Below are 15,772 nucleotides of genomic sequence, written 5' to 3'. Positions count from 1 at the left end.
AGGATAATCTGAAAATCGTTCCACTTTATGCGGAAAAAGAACGATTTGCGAAAATTTAGATGTAATGGTTTTTTTTCCTTGAAAAACAAGGGATTATGGCTGGGTTTAGTTGGTGCCACTTTCTCGAATTGGCACTTGTTGCCCCTTGGGAATTCTAAATTTTACTTGTTTTGCTGCCAATTGGGATTTATTCACAGCAGTCTGGTATGTTTTTGAAGCAACTGCTAAACTGGACACGGAATAATTTGTTCTAGTTTTGATTAAATGAATTTATAAGAACATGACGTACGATCTCCTCAAAGAAGTGATTGGACTGCTGGAAGTTTTTGAGCAGGAAACCGGGCAACATGATTTGACTGCTTTTTCAAATTGGCTGTACCAACGTCAAAATGATGTGGAAGAGGAAGAAATACCCAGAACTCGATGGGATGAATATCCTCCCAATCTTGATGCGCACATTGCCATGACTATAGGTGGTTTAAATGCCCACGCCAAACACTACATCAAAACCGGGCTCAAAAACACCGAGTTAAAGGGTTTGCACGATTTTACTTTTTTGGCTACTTTAATCGGTCAAGGCGATCTGCGCAAGACCGACCTAATTGCCCTGAATATGATGGAATTCTCTCCCGGGATGGAGGTTATTCGGCGTTTGCTCCGCAATGGATTTATCGCAGATTATGAAAATCCGGAAGATGGTCGCTCCCGTAGGGTATCGATTACTGCCGAGGGAAAAGCAGTTTTTGAAAAAGCCATGGAGCAAATGCACAAGGTCAATAAAATCGTTGCGGGTAATTTATCTGATGCAGAAAAACATGGATTGCTCCTCAAAATGAGGAAATTGATCGCATTCCACCAGCCAATTTGGGACAATGAATATGGCGAGGATCTGGAAAAAATCATGGAGAAACTCGAGTTAAAACCTAAATCACATTAATGAAAATAGTTATCGCCGCAGATAGTTTCAAAGATGCCCTCCCTGCACCGCAAGTTTGTGCAGCCATCGCGGATGGCGTAAGAAAGGCAATGCCTAAGGCTGAGATTGTTATTTTTCCGCTTACAGATGGTGGCGATGGATTGGCAGAAGTATTTTCGCACCATTTGGGAGGCGATGCGGTACAGATGCAAGCATATGATCCCTTGGGGCGAGAAATCCAATGCACCTATATCCTTTCCGCCAATGGCGAAAAAGCTTTTATCGAAATGGCACAAGCATCCGGGCTTCAACGCTTGAGCCTGGAGGAACGCAATCCGATGCTCACCAGCTCTTATGGTACTGGCCAAATGATTGCTCATGCACTGGACAGCGGAGTGCAGCACATCCTACTCGGTTTGGGGGGGAGCGCCACCAACGACGCTGGAATTGGCATGGCGGCGGCGCTTGGGTTTGAATTTCACACGGCTCAGGGAAAAGAATTATTGCCCCGAGGAGAATCCTTGCTGGCTATAGAACGAATTGGAGCAGAAAATATACATCCCGCCTTAGCCAATACTCGTTTTGATGCGCTTTGTGATGTCAAAAATCCACTGTATGGCCATACTGGAGCAGCGTACGTTTTTGGTCCTCAAAAAGGCGCAAGTGCCGCTATGGTGGAGCGCCTCGATGAAGGACTGAAACATTTTGCCGGTTTGTTGCAACAAACCTTTGAACAAGATTTTGCTTCGGTGCCAGGTGCGGGCGCAGCTGGTGGCTTAGGCGCAGGTTGTTTGGCTTTCCTCAAAGCGCAGCTTTTTCCAGGCATTGAAGCCGTGATGAACCTGACCAACTTTGATGCTGCCCTGGAAGGTGCAGACCTAATCATCACTGGCGAAGGGCGTTTGGATGGCCAAACCCTTGGTGGAAAATTGATTCGGGGCATTTGCGCAAGAGCCACTCAGCATGGCATTCCTACCATCGCTTTGTGTGGCACCATTGATGCCGATCAGCCTTTTATTGACCTGATTGGCTTAAAGGCTGCTTTTGCAATCGGTCGAAAATTGCAAATTTTTGATGATGCGCTCGCCAGTACGGAGGAAAATTTGAGGTTTACCGCCGAGCAGGTGATGAAGGTGGTCTCGTTGTAGCGATCAATTCAACACATCAAATCGAGGAGCTGTTGAAGAAAAAAATTAGCTAGAAAACTGAACGAACCCCTCCCGCAACGTTTCAATCACAAAATCCACTTCGGCTTTTGTAATAACTAATGCTGGCTTCAGGTTTAAAATATTGCCCTGAATCAGTTTGAAGGAAATGCCCCGATTCATGCAGAAACCCATGATCTGTTGAGCCGCTTCGGTAGCACGGGTTTTGGATTGGCGGTCGGTAACCAAGTCTACAGCGAGGTTGAGGCCAAGTCCGCTAATATTGCCGATGAGTTCAAATTTTTGTTGTAATTCTTCCAGGCCGGAACGAAAATACTGACCCAGTTCCTGTGCATGAGCCACCAGATTTTCGCTTTCTACAAAATCGATTACCGCTTTGGAAACCGCAGCACAAAGCGGGTTCTTTTCGTGGGTATAGTGGCCAATGGATTTGTGTTCCAGCACATTTAAATCCTCTCTCCCAATGATGCCTGCAAAAGGAACGATTCCACCCCCAAAGCCCTTGCCAATCACGATGATGTCGGGTGTCACAAAATGCTCCGCAGCAAACATCTTTCCAGTACGGCCAAATGCAGTGTAGATTTCATCAAAAATCAACAAGATGCCCTGTGCTTTACACATGGCCTGAACTTGTTCCCAGTAGTAGCGCGTAGGTACGGTGGAATTGTAAAAAATGGGTTCGGTAATCAACGCGGCGATCTCAGGATTGTATTCGATTTGGGTCTTTAGTTGCCGCAGGTACTCGTCGTCAATTTGCTGTTGATCCGTCCAACCCCAGGGATTGCGGTAATAATCGGGCAATTCAAGGTGAACGGCTCCAGGCATCATGGGGCCTAGTCCTTCCCGAAAATGCCCATCCGCACCAATGGATACCGCTTGAAAGCCAGCACCGTGAAAGGAACCGTAATAAGAGAGGGTTTTCCATTTTCCGGTAACGAGTTTTGCCATCATGGTGGCCATTTCGATGGCTTCTGATCCTCCTGGGCAAAAAAGTACTCGATTGAGTCCTGCTGGTGCGATGGCGGCCAGTTTTTCAGCCAATTCAACAGCGGGCAAATTGGTAAAGCGGCGGGGTGCAAAAGTCAAAGTATCCGCAATCTGTTTTTGAATGGCTACAACTACTTTGGGGTTGTTGTAGCCCACGGTATGCACCCCATTGCCGTGCAAATCAAGGTATTGCTTGCCTTCGCCATCGTAGATGTAAGCGCCTTCGGCTTTGGTGACTGCATTAAAAACAGGGGAGGAGAGGGTTTGGTGAAAAAAGACCTTGCTGTCTCTTTCCAAGAGTTCAGCTGTGAAATCAGAGGTTGCCGTTTCGGCACGGAGCGAACGGATGTTTTCACCCTGGTTGACGGGAGTTTTCATGAAGCTTGGGTTTTGAGGACTCGACTTTTCGGCCTCAAAATACGGGCTTAGGTCCGAATAGAACAAGGATTTTCAACCATGAGGGCAAATAATTATATCCCCTGAAAGAATTTTTTGGGAAGCATCATCCCGGAGGTTTTTTGAAAGCGTAAGCTGATTCTCCCAGATTCTCCCACAGATTCTTTCTTTGGAGTCCATGATTGTTTTGTAGATGTCTGCGTTGGATTGATTTGTAAAGTCAACGACGTTTTTGCTGCAAACTTGACAATATCTGCCTGCATTCGAAATTTCCATGGATGACCAATCTTGATTGCAGGGTGTATTTATTGAAAAGGAATATTCTTGATTTTTCATAATTGAGCTTGATTTTTTTTCAAATATAAAGTACTGTGAAATAACAATCAAGTTTGATTACACCCATTTCTCAAAAAAAACACTTAAACCATTGATTTTGTATTCCCCAAATTGGTCAATTGTTTTGTACCCCAATTTTTTGTACAAACCCATCGCAGCCTGATGGTAAATACCCGTTTCAAGGCAGATGCGATTTTCACCCTGCTCTACAGCATAAGCCTCAAGGCGGCTGAGGATATTCTCGGCAATACCCAAGCCGCGGTGAGATTCCTCTACGTACATGCGCTTGATTTCGGCGTAGCCCGACATGATTTTTACAGCTCCCATGCCGACCAGTTGCTCGTTGGAGAATGCACCCAACATATGGGCGCCACTTTTCAGAAGGGTTTCGATAGAATCCAGGTGGCAATTTTCACGGCCATACAATTCGATCTGGAAATGATCCAGTTTGCTGATGAGCAGTTGCACTTGTGCGTCAGCAGGGGAAATGGGTTGGATGTTGACAGGCATTGGAGTATGCATGATTATAGGGATTTTACCAATCCGAAAATGCTGCATTAAAAATGTCTTCCATCAACTGATTGCTGATGGTTCTAATGGCCGTTTCTTGTACGGTCGAAAAATCCTGATTGGAATCGTAGTTGTAAAAGAAGGAGAAATTCCTTTTCCACACTTCTTTTTGAGTGCGGTTGTTGAAGTATTCGATGGCCAGGGTGATGGTCAAACGGTTGATGGCGGTGGTTTCTCCTACCCTGGGGGCTTCAGAAGTGATGCGAAAATCCACCAGAGTGCCACGGAGTTCGATGTCCGGATTCTCATCGGTGTATTTCAAGGTAGATTGCAAGCGAACTTTATCTTTCAATGCCTCGGTAAGCTGAATGGGCAGGTTGGGCAATGTATTTGGGGCGTTGTTGGTAAACTGTGGAATGTAATACGTCTTCAGATCACCAGTATCCGCTGGATTCATTTTGATGCTGCATGCATTGATCAGGAGAATGAGCAGCACGGGTAATCCCAGAATCTGCAAGAACGAGAAAGCTTTGCAGGGTATTATGAAAATCCGAATCGTCATAAATCGTACTGTTTGATCTTGCGGTAAAGGGTGCGTTCAGAAATGCCCAATTCTTTGGCGGCCTCTTTGCGGCGACCCTTGTATTTGCGCAATGCTTTTTGGATCAGGTTCTTTTCGTGGTCTTCAATCCGGTAGTTGTCATCTAAGACCTCTACACTTCCGAAAGCGTTGCTTGGGACACTTTTGTGCTCCATCAAAGGCTGTGGGATAATGACTTGAGGATTGAGATCGTCTGCATAGTCATCGTGCAGATCATTGTGATTATTTTGGATGGGATTGGAATCATTCGGTGCTGCAAAATTATACCGGGATTCTGGCGAGGGCATGATGCTGCGTGGAGGCTCCAGGGAGCGAAATGGTCGCAAATCCGTTACCCGCAAGTCGTTGCTTTTGATCAATTCGAACACCAGGGATTTTAGGTCATTCAAGTCCTGTTTCATCTCAAAAAGAAACTTGTATAAAATGTCTCTTTCTTGCATGGTGCCTGGGGCTTCAGCACCGTTTCCTACCAGTGCAGGAAGGTTGCGGGAAGCGATGCGGGGCTCGATTTCGAGCAAGGCTTCAGCTGTAATGACCCGTTCTTCGGATAACACCGAAACGCGCTCGGCAACGTTTTTGAGTTCCCGAACATTCCCCGGCCAGGTGTATGATTTGATCAGCAGTTGCGCCCGTTCGTCCAATTGTACCGTAGCCGAACGGTGGCGCTCGGCAAAATCTGCAGCAAATTTGCGAAACAGCAAATAAACATCATCAGCCCGGTCGCGTAGGGCTGGTACCTGAATCGAAACGGTATTGAGCCGGAAGTACAGATCCTCCCGAAATTTCCCTTTTTTGATGCGCTCTTCCAAATCAACGTTGGTTGCGGCAATGATGCGCACATCAGTCCGCACGGTTTTGTTGGAACCTACCCGGATAAATTCCCCACTCTCCAGAATCCGCAGCAGGTAAGCCTGGGTATCCAGGGGCATTTCCCCGATTTCATCCAGGAAAATAGTGCCTCCATCATAGGATTCAAAATACCCCTTTCGCTCGGCGGTTGCACCAGTGAACGAACCTTTTTCGTGGCCAAAAAGCTCTGAATTGATGGTTCCTTCTGGAATGGCACCGCAGTTGATGGCAATAAACTGGTTGTGCTTGCGTGCGCTGAGTGAGTGGATGATTTTTGAAAAAACCTCTTTACCCACGCCACTTTCTCCCGTGATGAGTACGGTCAAATCGGTATTGGCAACGCGCACTGCTGTACTCAGTGCCCGATCCAATAAAGGCGAATGGCCGATGATGCCAAAGCGTTGTTTTACGGAAAGAAGGTTGTCCATTTGTGGGTTTTGGGGTCTCATGATTTTAAGGGCTTAAGTGGGAAGTACGGCACTTGTGTAAAGTTAAAAAGCTGTACTTCAAATTCTTAAAACCCTCAAATCCTAAAACGTTAAATGGTTGCTTCCCCAATCAAGGTTGCACTACTGGCTTCTTTGACGAGGACATTGATGTATTGACCTGGTTGATAGCCAGGTACTTTAGGAAATACGATCATCTTGTTTTGAGAGTTGCGGCCACAAAAATCCTGATCGGATTTGCGGGAATTGCCCTCGATCAACACTTCAAACACCTTGCCGATGTCGCGTCGATTGTTACCCAAACTCACTTGCGATTGCAAATTGATGATTTCCTGCAAACGCCGCTTTTTTACTTCTAAAGTGATGTCATCGGGATACTTCCGAGCGGCCAGAGTGCCAGGACGCTCAGAGTAATAAAACATGTACGACATGCTGTAATTGGCAAAATCGATCATGCTCAAGGTCTCTTGGTGTTCTTCCTCGGTTTCGCCACAAAAACCAGCGATGATATCGGAAGAAATGGCACAATCCGGGATGATCTGCCAGATGGCCTCAATGCGCTCCATGTACCATTCGCGGTCGTAGGTGCGGTTCATCCGCTCCAGTACATTGCTGTTGCCCGATTGAACGGGTAGGTGGATGTATTTGCAAATATTGTGGTACTTGGCGATGGTGTGCAGCACCTCGTTAGTAATATCTTTGGGGTGGGATGTGGAAAAACGCACGCGCAGATCGGGAGCCACCAGAGCCACCATTTCCAGCAAGTGGGCAAAATTCACCAGTTTTTCGGTCTCCGGATTTGTCCACTTGTAGGAATCCACGTTTTGCCCCAACAAGGTTACTTCCCGGTAGCCTCTTTCGTAAAGTTCTTGCGCTTCGGCCAGAATACTGAAGGCATCGCGACTGCGCTCGCGGCCACGGGTAAAGGGTACTACGCAAAAAGAGCACATGTTGTCGCACCCCCGCATGATGGAGATAAAGGCACTTACCCCGTTTGAATCCAGACGAAGGGGACTGATGTCCGCGTAAGTTTCTTCGCGGGAAAGAAATACGTTGATGCCTTTGTCGCCATCTTCGGCAGTAGCCACCAAACCCGGTAGGTCGCGGTAGGCATCGGGGCCAACTACAAGATCAACCAGGCGCTCCTCTTCCAAAAACTTGGATTTGAGGCGCTCGGCCATGCAACCGAGTACACCTACTAATGTACCTGGTTTTTGCCGTTTTATCGCGTCGAATACGCGTAAGCGTTTGCGTACCGTTTCTTCGGCTTTTTCGCGGATGGAGCAGGTATTGACCAAAATCAAGTCTGCCGCTTCCAAATTGCGCGTAGGTTGGAAGCCCACCTCTGCCAAAATGGACGCTACGATCTCGCTATCACTGAAGTTCATCTGGCAACCGTAGCTCTCAATGTAGAAATGCTTGCCAGGCTGACTTTCGGTTTCCTGAGCAACGTTTTTGAAGTAGACTTCCCCCTGCTGCTCCTCATTCATCTGGTGCGGCACTTCGAGCAAGGTCGGATTGTCATTGTACAAATGCATGGTCGTTGATTAAGTCCCTCGATTTCAGCGCGGGTTTGCAAAAGTAAGGGATATTTTGGATTGATGTGACAATTTGGCAGAAAAATGTAGAAGATAATTGGTCTGAATTTTAGGTTTTACAAGCCTTTTGCTGAAATGAAAATAAAACTATTGTATCCAAGAGGAAACCTCGGTAATTGGTGTGATTTTAAAGGTAACCCGCAATTCTGGGCTGTTTTTGGAGAAATTTTAGAGAATCATGAATTTATGTTTGCCCAGATTCATTTTTAGCATGGATCTGACCGAAAACCCAGTTTATCCTACCGCTTACCTTTTTTCCTTAATCTCTCCTCTTATGACCGCTTATTTTTGTATCACAATCAGAACCTCTATGGAATCTAACCAAACTTCTATCGAAAATCAGCAACAACCCAACTCCTGTATCCTCTTAGGAGAAGGATCCTTGCCTGTTTATTGCATGCAAATGCTCCAAGAACAGGGTTGTGCAATCAAAGCAGTCGTTTCAACTGAAAAACAACTGTTGGAAGCTGCCGCTCAGCATCAAATTCCATGTTATGCTGCTCCAGGCTTGGTGCCGGACGTTGAAGTGGAGTTCATCTTTAGCATCAACAACCGCTATATTCTTAAACCCGAATTTATTCAGCGGGCAACCCTCATGGCCATCAATTACCATGATTCCCCATTGCCTAAGTATGCTGGATTGTACGCCACGAATCAGGCCATCCTGAATGGAGAATCGACCCACGGAATCAGTTGGCACGAATTGACCACCACCATTGATGGAGGAGTTATTTTGGCCTCCGAAAGTGTTGAGATAGCACCCAACGATACGGCTTATTCGCTCAATATCAAATGTTATGAAGCTGCTATGGAGGCGTTTAAAAAGGCGCTGCCTGGGTGGTTAAACCATGAATTTGTAAAAGTACCCCAAACCGATCACGGTGGATCTTATTATGGGCAAGCAGATCGCCCCTTTCATTTGGGGATGCTCAATTGGACGGAATCCGCAACCACTATACAGCGCTTGATCCATGCTTGTGCGATGGAATCCCACCTGGAAAATCCATTTCTGATGGCCTCCTTCGTCAAGGGTGGACAAGTTTATTACATCAAAGAAGCCTACACTGCTCCAGCTACCTCCAGCACAACACCTGGTTTGGTCAGGCATATGGGAAACTATACTACCGTTGATGTAAACAACGGATTGCTGGTTATCGAAAGAATAGTTACTGCTGATGGAGATGAACCTTCTGTTCAAGAAATTCTGGAGAATGGTGAACAGTTGGAATTGCCTTCTACACGCTGGTTTGAAGTAGCAAATGGAATTTTCCAAAAAACAGCCAAGCACGAGTTTTTTTGGAAAAATGAACTGGAAAATGCGGAACTGGCTGAATGGGTCAACCATTTAGCAGGATCAAACTTATCGAGCGAGGAAGGTCTTATTGAGGAAAATGCTGAACTCCTGCCTGCCATCGTTACTTTTCTTCAGCGCATTACCGGGAAAGTAAAAACCACCTTTGGTTACGTTCCTGCAGAGATACCTGCTGATCAGCATTTGTTTTCAAAATGGGTGCCATTCACCACTCATTTGGAGGCTAACGAAAGCATCGAAATTGCCTTTGAGGGGATTGCCAAAAAACTCAAAAAAGTAAAAAACGCAATGGGCTATCGGTCAGATCTGATGTTGCGGTATCCCTCTTTGGACAGTTTGCTGGGAAGACAGCCCCAAATTTACATCGCTGAATCAGGTGCTGATGTATCGTTTTTACCAGAAGGCGTTCTCCTGGTGCAAATGACTCCAAATGGTTTCTCCGTAAAGGGTTTAAGTGCTGAGGTTTTTCAGTCCCTGGAATGGTTTATTCACACGGCTACCCAAAACAAGAATGTCGCCTGGACGAAATTGCCTTTGATGCCTTTGGAAAGGGAGCAAGCCTGGCTCAAGATACTCAACCAGCCTACGCACACGCCTGCCCAAACTTCTATGGATCCGCTTTTGCGCATTTTCGACATGGCCAACAAATATCCGAACAATACCGCCATCGTCGATCAAGGCCAAAAAATATCCTATCGTCAACTTTGCCAGGATGTAAAAACGACTGCTGGTTGGCTTAAAATGCAAGGGATTGCTGAAGGTCATATTTTGGCAGTCGAAGTAGCACGTACTTATGATTATTTCAAAACCTTTTTGGCTAGCCTTTATGTAGGCGCAACCTTTGTGCCGCTGGATTTTAAATTGCCCGCAGAAAGAATCAAGTTAATCTGTACCAAAGCCAAACCCAATGCCATTGTCTTCATCACTGAGCGAGAGTTTCCTTTTGAGGGTTTGACGGTATTGCGCATTCAAAATGTAAAGACCGATGGCAGAATGCCTGAATTGAAGCTCTATCCCAACGCAGGTGCCTATATCCTTTTCACCAGTGGCTCCAGTGGTGTGCCCAAAGGGGTAGGCATCAACCGCAAGTCGCTGACTACTTTTGTAGATGCTGCTTTGGGATTGTACAACATGACGGCACAGGACAAAGTCATCCAATTTGCCCATTTGGCTTTCGATACATTTATTGAAGAAACTTTTATTGCCTTGTGCTCAGGGGCAGCTTTGTACCTGCGCGAAGAATCCTGGTTGTTGCCAGATCAATTGGCGAAGGTAATCGTGGAGGAAGGCATCACCATTTTGGATTTGCCAACGGCCTATTGGCGGCAATGGATGTCGAGTCATGCCTACCCTGCGGCCAATGCCTCCAAAGCACTGCGCTTAACCATTATTGGTGGCGAAGCCATGTACAAAGAGGATTGGACAACCTGGAGTGAATCCAATCCCGGACACCGCTTGATCAACAGCTACGGGCCAACGGAATGTACCGTAATTGCTTTGGCCGAAGAGTTCAAAGCCACAGAAACGCCCAAAGACCGCATTGCTATTGGAAAACCATTACCTGGATATTCTATTCGAATTGTCGATCAGTGGGGATCGACCCTCCCGCAAGGATTAGCGGGAATTTTATACATCACTGGAGATGCAGTATCTTTTGGATATGTAGGTTTAGAGCCTACTGCAAAAGGCCATGCCTCGTTTATGAATCATATTGACCACCATGGACGTACCGTTAGAAGCCATTCTACAGGTGACACTGTAGTTGCGGCAACTGATGGTACGGTCTATTACATCGGTCGTTTTGACCGTCAGGTAAAAATTCGCGGATTTCGAATCGGACTGGATGAAATCAGCACTCAGATCAAAAGCATTGATGGCGTATCCGACGCGGTGGTGCAAGTCATTCAATCTTTTCAAGGGATGCCCACGCTGGCTGCCTTTGTTTTAGCCGAAGAGGATACCCTGAATTCAAACGAAATTCGGGAAAAACTGAGCAGTCAAGTACCCGATTACATGGTTCCTGAAACCATCCTGATGCTCGCTGAAATCCCTTTGACCTCCAACGGAAAAGTGGACGCCCGCAAATTGGAAGGATTGGTTGAGCAAACCAAAGCAAACCGGGTTCAAGTGCTCCAATTGCCAGAAGGCCCCGCCGAGATTTTCTTACATGGACTTTGGTGCAAATTGTTCAAAAGAGAAGAAATCAGTGTAGAGGACAACTTTTTTGAGATAGGTGGTCACTCGCTTTTAGCGGTTCAACTCGTGGCCAACCTCAAAAAGGAATTCGACATTGAATTTCCACTCGCCTCGTTGATCACCTATCCCACCATCCGAAAATTGGCAGAATTAATCAACAGTAAAAAAGTAGAACATTTGTGGAATGTAATGGTACCCATCAGAACGCAGGGGAGCTTAGCGCCCATTTTTTTGATTCATGGAGCAGGATTGAATGTATTGATGTTTCAATCGCTGGCACGCTACCTCCATCCAGATCGACCCATCTATGCGTTGCAGGCCAGGAGGATGAACTCGGAGCATTGCCACAATTGTACTATTCCCAAGATTGCTGCCGATTACCTTAAGGAAATCAAGCAAATTCAACCCTCAGGGCCCTACCATTTGTTGGGGTATTCGATTGGCGGTTTTATCGTTTTTGAAATGACCAAACAATTGGAAAAAAATCAGGAAGCGGTGGCCTTCGCAGGTTTGATAGACTCAGTAGCCGCGTTTGCCAAGGAATCAAAAAAAGGGTTTCAACGCTGGGTTGATGCCGTGACTACTCCATTTGCCAAGTTGGGCTTTGCGGTACAAGCTTTCTTCAAAGAAGAAAAGAGCGAGCGTCGGCGATTCTTGATGCAGAAAAAGAACAACCTAAAGGTGACACTTTATACCACCTTGTCAAAATTCAAACTGGTAAAACTACCTGTGAATGGGTTAGAGCGCAGCCAGGAACTTGGAGCCTATACCGTAAGCGCATCCACTATTGCAATGACCAAAGCACTCGAACAGTATAAACTTGAACCTGTTGCAACCCGAATTGACTTGTTCAAAGCCAAGAAGTCAAGCTTTTACATCCGAGAGCCGCTGCATTATGGATGGGATCCCTACCTGCAAAATGGGCTTAATGTGCACCTGGTTCCTGGTGATCACAACCATATTTTCAAGCAGCCCAATGACCAGGTCTTTGCAGAAGTGCTGGAGGCTCGATTGAATGAAATTGCATGGGCAGAACCTCAAGAATCAAAATATGGAAAATGTCAAACCCCGGTGGCAATCATTGACTTCCGCAGAAATAGAGCGCTGCAATCAGCCTTTGCTGATCTATGGACGCCCTTACGCAACGCCAACTAAGGATTTGTGGGCTTTGCTCACCGATGGGGAATTAGCCAGTGCACAAAGAATGCCACCAAAAGACCGCAATACCTGGTTGTGGTGTCGAGCAATGCTGCGCAAGTGTTTGGGAATAAAGCTGAATATTGATCCAGCAGAAATTCAGTTTGCTTACAATGCTCACGGCAAACCTGAACTGAAAGACCAGTCCCTGCATTTCAACGTCAGCCATACTGCAAGCTCATTCCTCATTGGCATTGCGCAAGAATCAATTGGCGTAGACCTGGAATTTATTCCCGAGCAGATTGACTCCGTTACTGCTGATTATGTGTTGAATGAGCAAGAAAAAGGGTATTGCCAGGAGGGAAAAAACCTTCAAGCCTTTGCTGAAATCTGGACGCTCAAAGAAGCATTTTTGAAGGCTACTGGGTTGGGCCTGGTTGATGATTTGCCTTCCATTGATGTTGATCCGCTTTCCGAGAAAAATACCATAAGTAGAAATGGGTGGAGCAGAAATTCATTTGTGTGTCCTGGAGGGGAAGTAGGGGCTTTTGTAGGAAGGAATACTGCTGAGTTGCAATTTCTTCATTGTTCTTAAAATGAAAAAAGGAAGCCAGAAAACTTAATTTCTGACTTCCTTATGTTTTGGAGCGGATAACAAGATTCGAACCTGCGACCTCAACCTTGGCAAGGTTGCGCTCTACCAACTGAGCTACATCCGCATAATTTAATGTTGCTTTGAAAGAGTTGCAAATGCATTTTCTTTCTGAGCGTGCGCAAAGATAATTGCATCCAGGGGTAAAAAACAAGCATTTTGGTAAAAAAAATTAAAAAAACCTTTAGCGTTTTACCCAAATCTTTGAAAATAAAAGGGTTAAAAGGATATTTTTTCTCCTGGAATTTTTTAGCTTTATTGATTCTCAACTGCCATTTCTACGTCTTTTTCCAATTTGGGCAAGCGAATCCGGCGCAATATTGGCGGTAGCAAAGCCAAGGCAAGCAGCGCTATTCCAGCAAAACCCAACGAAATCGGCTGGGTGGCAGGTACGCCGATGGTGCAAATCAACAAGATCATCAAAGTAGAAAAGGGGAGGGATAAAGCGATAAAATTCAAAGCGAGACCTGAATTGAAGATACTGGTTTTGGATCGTTTTTCCCCTTCCAACACGTTAACTGCTGCAATATGGGCAAATGGCCAAAAACTCACCGCACTTTGCGGGAAAACAACGGCCAGAATGGCCGCAGCAGGACTCAAATGTGGCACAAAACTCAGAAACAAGCCGCTAATCAAGAACGTCAAACCTGAGCGAAGTACTAGAATTCCTCCAATCATGCGCAACTCCGACCAGCGAGGCTGTACCGAGATGCCAATGAACAGCAGCACCAGTGGCGTCATGACTGCGCCTACTTTCAGGATCACATCCTGCACAAATTCTGGCAGGTGTGTCATCTGCCAGCCCATGCCCAGGCAAATCAAGGCGGCCACCAATACCAGGTTGACGGGTTCGCGCAGCAAGGCCAACAATAAGTCTTTCACTTTTGCCGAAGTGGATACATTTTCGCTGGGAAAGGAGCGGTAATACCAGTGCATGGCCAAGGGATACAGCAAGATCAGTACAAAAACCTTGTTGCCCAAATCTCCCAGTGCAGCCCAAGCCACCGCCTGATCACCCTGGTATTCGGCCAGGATGGGAAAACAAGACAAACCAGGTGCAAGAGACGGAATCATCAACAACAAACTCCGAAACTCGGGCGTACCACGGGCTATGCCCATCAGGGGCAACAGTACATGACTCAAACCGAACAGCAATACATTGAAAATCAAAGCGAGTACAGGCAAACTGATCAACTCAATACGCACCTCGGTTTTGAGCAAGGCAATAAAAATGGTAGCAGGCAAGGCCAAACTCAAAATAATCGTCTTGAGCCCATCGGCTTGCTCTTTGCTCTTAATTTTGGGTTTCAACAATAAGCCTATGGCCATTAAGACCAATAGAGATAAGGCCTTTTGCAATGCAATATTCATGTGCTAAAAGCTTGTTGATGAGGGGTTCACGGTTGTAACCTCCGTGAACCCTATGCAGATTTATTCTTAAGCAAGAACCTTCTTGAGGCTATCGGTAAAGAGTTTCAACTCATCCGGTAATCCGACGCTGACCCGACAATAAGTCTTGGCGTCGATCTCAAATGAGCGTACCGCTACCCCCGAATCCATCATCTTTTTCAGGAAATCCTTGCCATTCATTTCAATCGGAAACAGGACAAAGCTGGTATAGGAGGGCACATAATTGAAGCCTTGCTTTTTCAATTCATCACAAATAAACTGGCGACCTTCTGTCGTCAGTTTCCGCGAGCGCTCGTGGAATTCTTTGTCTTCCATACTGGCAATGGCACCCATTACCGAGGTGATGCACATGCCCATATTGCCGCGTACCATGGAGTCAATTTTTTCCAAAGTCTTGGGCTGAGCTACGATGTAACCAATGCGCAAACCAGCCATACCGTGAATTTTACTGAAGGTACGGGCCACGATTACGTTTTTACCTTTTGCTACCAGATCAACCATGCTGGAAGCCATCGGGTTGTCGAGGTAATCGAGGTAGGCTTCATCTACAAATACGGGTGCTTTATCGGCAGCTTTGCTGCAAAATGCACGCAGCTCTTTGGCATCGGTGATCGAACCAGTGGGGTTGTTTGGGTTGCAAACGTAGATCAGTTTGGTATTCGCATCAATGGCCTTTTCCATCGCCTGGGTATCATGTGACCAGTCTTTTTTGAGTGGCACGTTTTTCCAGGTGGCTTTGAATGCTTTTGCGGTGTTTACAAGTGACATATAAGCCGGATCGGCAGATACAATGTTGCCGCCTTCCAGAAAATGAGTGATGGCTACCTTTTCCAAAAGATCAGTAGAGCCTGGCCCCATCATGATGTAATCTTCAGAAACGCCTTCTTTCTCGGCGATCATTTTCTTCAGCTTCATGGATTCCCCATGCGCATAGCGATTGCCGTTTATGGCAGACTCAATCACTGCCAGGCGTGCTTTGGCTGAAGGGCCAAAGGGGTTTTCGTTGGCGTTGAGACGGATCACATTCGGTGCTAAAATTGGAGGCAATTGGTAGTCGAATTCTTTCAGTCGGCTTTGTTCAGACCACAATTTGGAGGGATCAGCGGCCAATGAGCTACTGCCAAATACGGCTGGTGTAACTGCGGCACCAGATGCTAAGACAAGGGAGGAGCGCAACCAACTGCGTCGACTCAGGTTATTGTTATTCATGGCAAATGTGTGTTTTGAGCAATAAAAGTCTACCCGAATAGAATCGGAATT

The 15,772-nt window shown here is 46.2% G+C and carries 11 protein-coding genes and 1 tRNA gene; 4 read left to right on the top strand and 8 right to left on the bottom strand.

Going from position 1 to position 15,772, the window contains the following annotated elements:
• Positions 1 to 280: 280 nt before the first annotated feature.
• Both ABW391_RS14315 and ABW391_RS14310 read left to right on the top strand, forming a co-directional pair.
• On the top strand, positions 281 to 937 hold the full coding sequence (locus ABW391_RS14315) for a MarR family winged helix-turn-helix transcriptional regulator (RefSeq protein WP_353482567.1): 657 nt from the start codon (positions 281 to 283) through the stop codon (positions 935 to 937).
• Positions 937 to 2,064 carry a glycerate kinase gene (locus ABW391_RS14310; protein WP_353482566.1) on the top strand — a complete coding sequence of 376 codons (1,128 nt, stop codon included), beginning with the start codon at positions 937 to 939 and terminating at the stop codon, positions 2,062 to 2,064. The genes ABW391_RS14315 and ABW391_RS14310 overlap by 1 nt, the downstream gene beginning before the upstream one ends.
• A 45-nt stretch (positions 2,065 to 2,109) precedes the next feature.
• Here the strand turns inward: ABW391_RS14310 and pbfA are convergent, their stop codons facing one another.
• From pbfA to miaB, 5 genes are all read right to left on the bottom strand, one after another.
• Entirely contained in the window at positions 2,110 to 3,447 is a 1,338-nt protein-coding gene (pbfA, locus tag ABW391_RS14305) for a (R)-1-hydroxy-2-aminoethylphosphonate ammonia-lyase (protein ID WP_353482565.1), read from the bottom strand.
• A 411-nt stretch (positions 3,448 to 3,858) separates the two neighbouring features.
• The gene (locus tag ABW391_RS14300; RefSeq protein WP_353482564.1) at positions 3,859 to 4,323 is read right to left on the bottom strand and encodes a GNAT family N-acetyltransferase; all 465 of its coding nucleotides are present in this window, start codon (positions 4,321 to 4,323) and stop codon (positions 3,859 to 3,861) included.
• Between the two features lie 13 nt (positions 4,324 to 4,336).
• Positions 4,337 to 4,873, bottom strand: a complete 537-nt coding sequence (gene lptE, locus ABW391_RS14295) for an LPS assembly lipoprotein LptE (protein ID WP_353482563.1) — start codon at positions 4,871 to 4,873, stop codon at positions 4,337 to 4,339.
• The gene (locus ABW391_RS14290; RefSeq protein ID WP_353482562.1) at positions 4,870 to 6,189 is read right to left on the bottom strand and encodes a sigma-54 interaction domain-containing protein; all 1,320 of its coding nucleotides are present in this window, start codon (positions 6,187 to 6,189) and stop codon (positions 4,870 to 4,872) included. The genes lptE and ABW391_RS14290 overlap by 4 nt, the downstream gene beginning before the upstream one ends.
• 110 nt (positions 6,190 to 6,299) lie before the next feature.
• Positions 6,300 to 7,745, bottom strand: coding sequence for a tRNA (N6-isopentenyl adenosine(37)-C2)-methylthiotransferase MiaB (gene miaB, locus ABW391_RS14285; RefSeq protein WP_353482561.1), 1,446 nt, complete (start codon positions 7,743 to 7,745; stop codon positions 6,300 to 6,302).
• A gap of 370 nt (positions 7,746 to 8,115) precedes the next feature.
• On the opposite strand from miaB, the gene ABW391_RS14280 reads away from it, so the two are divergent.
• Together ABW391_RS14280 and ABW391_RS14275 are read left to right on the top strand one after the other, a co-directional pair.
• Positions 8,116 to 12,468: an AMP-binding protein gene (locus ABW391_RS14280; RefSeq protein WP_353482560.1), complete on the top strand. Its 4,353-nt coding sequence runs from the start codon at positions 8,116 to 8,118 to the stop codon at positions 12,466 to 12,468.
• Positions 12,395 to 13,045, top strand: a complete 651-nt coding sequence (locus tag ABW391_RS14275; RefSeq protein ID WP_353482559.1) for a 4'-phosphopantetheinyl transferase family protein — start codon at positions 12,395 to 12,397, stop codon at positions 13,043 to 13,045. The genes ABW391_RS14280 and ABW391_RS14275 overlap by 74 nt, the downstream gene beginning before the upstream one ends.
• A gap of 48 nt (positions 13,046 to 13,093) precedes the next feature.
• On the opposite strand, the gene ABW391_RS14270 is transcribed toward ABW391_RS14275, so the two are convergent.
• From ABW391_RS14270 to ABW391_RS14260, 3 genes are all read right to left on the bottom strand, one after another.
• Positions 13,094 to 13,169, bottom strand: a tRNA-Gly gene (locus ABW391_RS14270).
• Between the two features lie 188 nt (positions 13,170 to 13,357).
• Positions 13,358 to 14,473, bottom strand: a complete 1,116-nt coding sequence (locus tag ABW391_RS14265) for an AEC family transporter (RefSeq protein ID WP_353482558.1) — start codon at positions 14,471 to 14,473, stop codon at positions 13,358 to 13,360.
• Positions 14,474 to 14,539: 66 nt separating this feature from the next.
• Positions 14,540 to 15,721, bottom strand: coding sequence for a pyridoxal phosphate-dependent aminotransferase (locus tag ABW391_RS14260; protein ID WP_353482557.1), 1,182 nt, complete (start codon positions 15,719 to 15,721; stop codon positions 14,540 to 14,542).
• Between the last annotated feature and the right edge of the window lie 51 nt (positions 15,722 to 15,772).

Source organism: Haliscomenobacter sp. (assembly GCF_040403615.1).
Taxonomy (GTDB): domain Bacteria; phylum Bacteroidota; class Bacteroidia; order Chitinophagales; family Saprospiraceae; genus Haliscomenobacter.
This window is presented reverse-complemented; position numbering and strand designations above follow the sequence as displayed.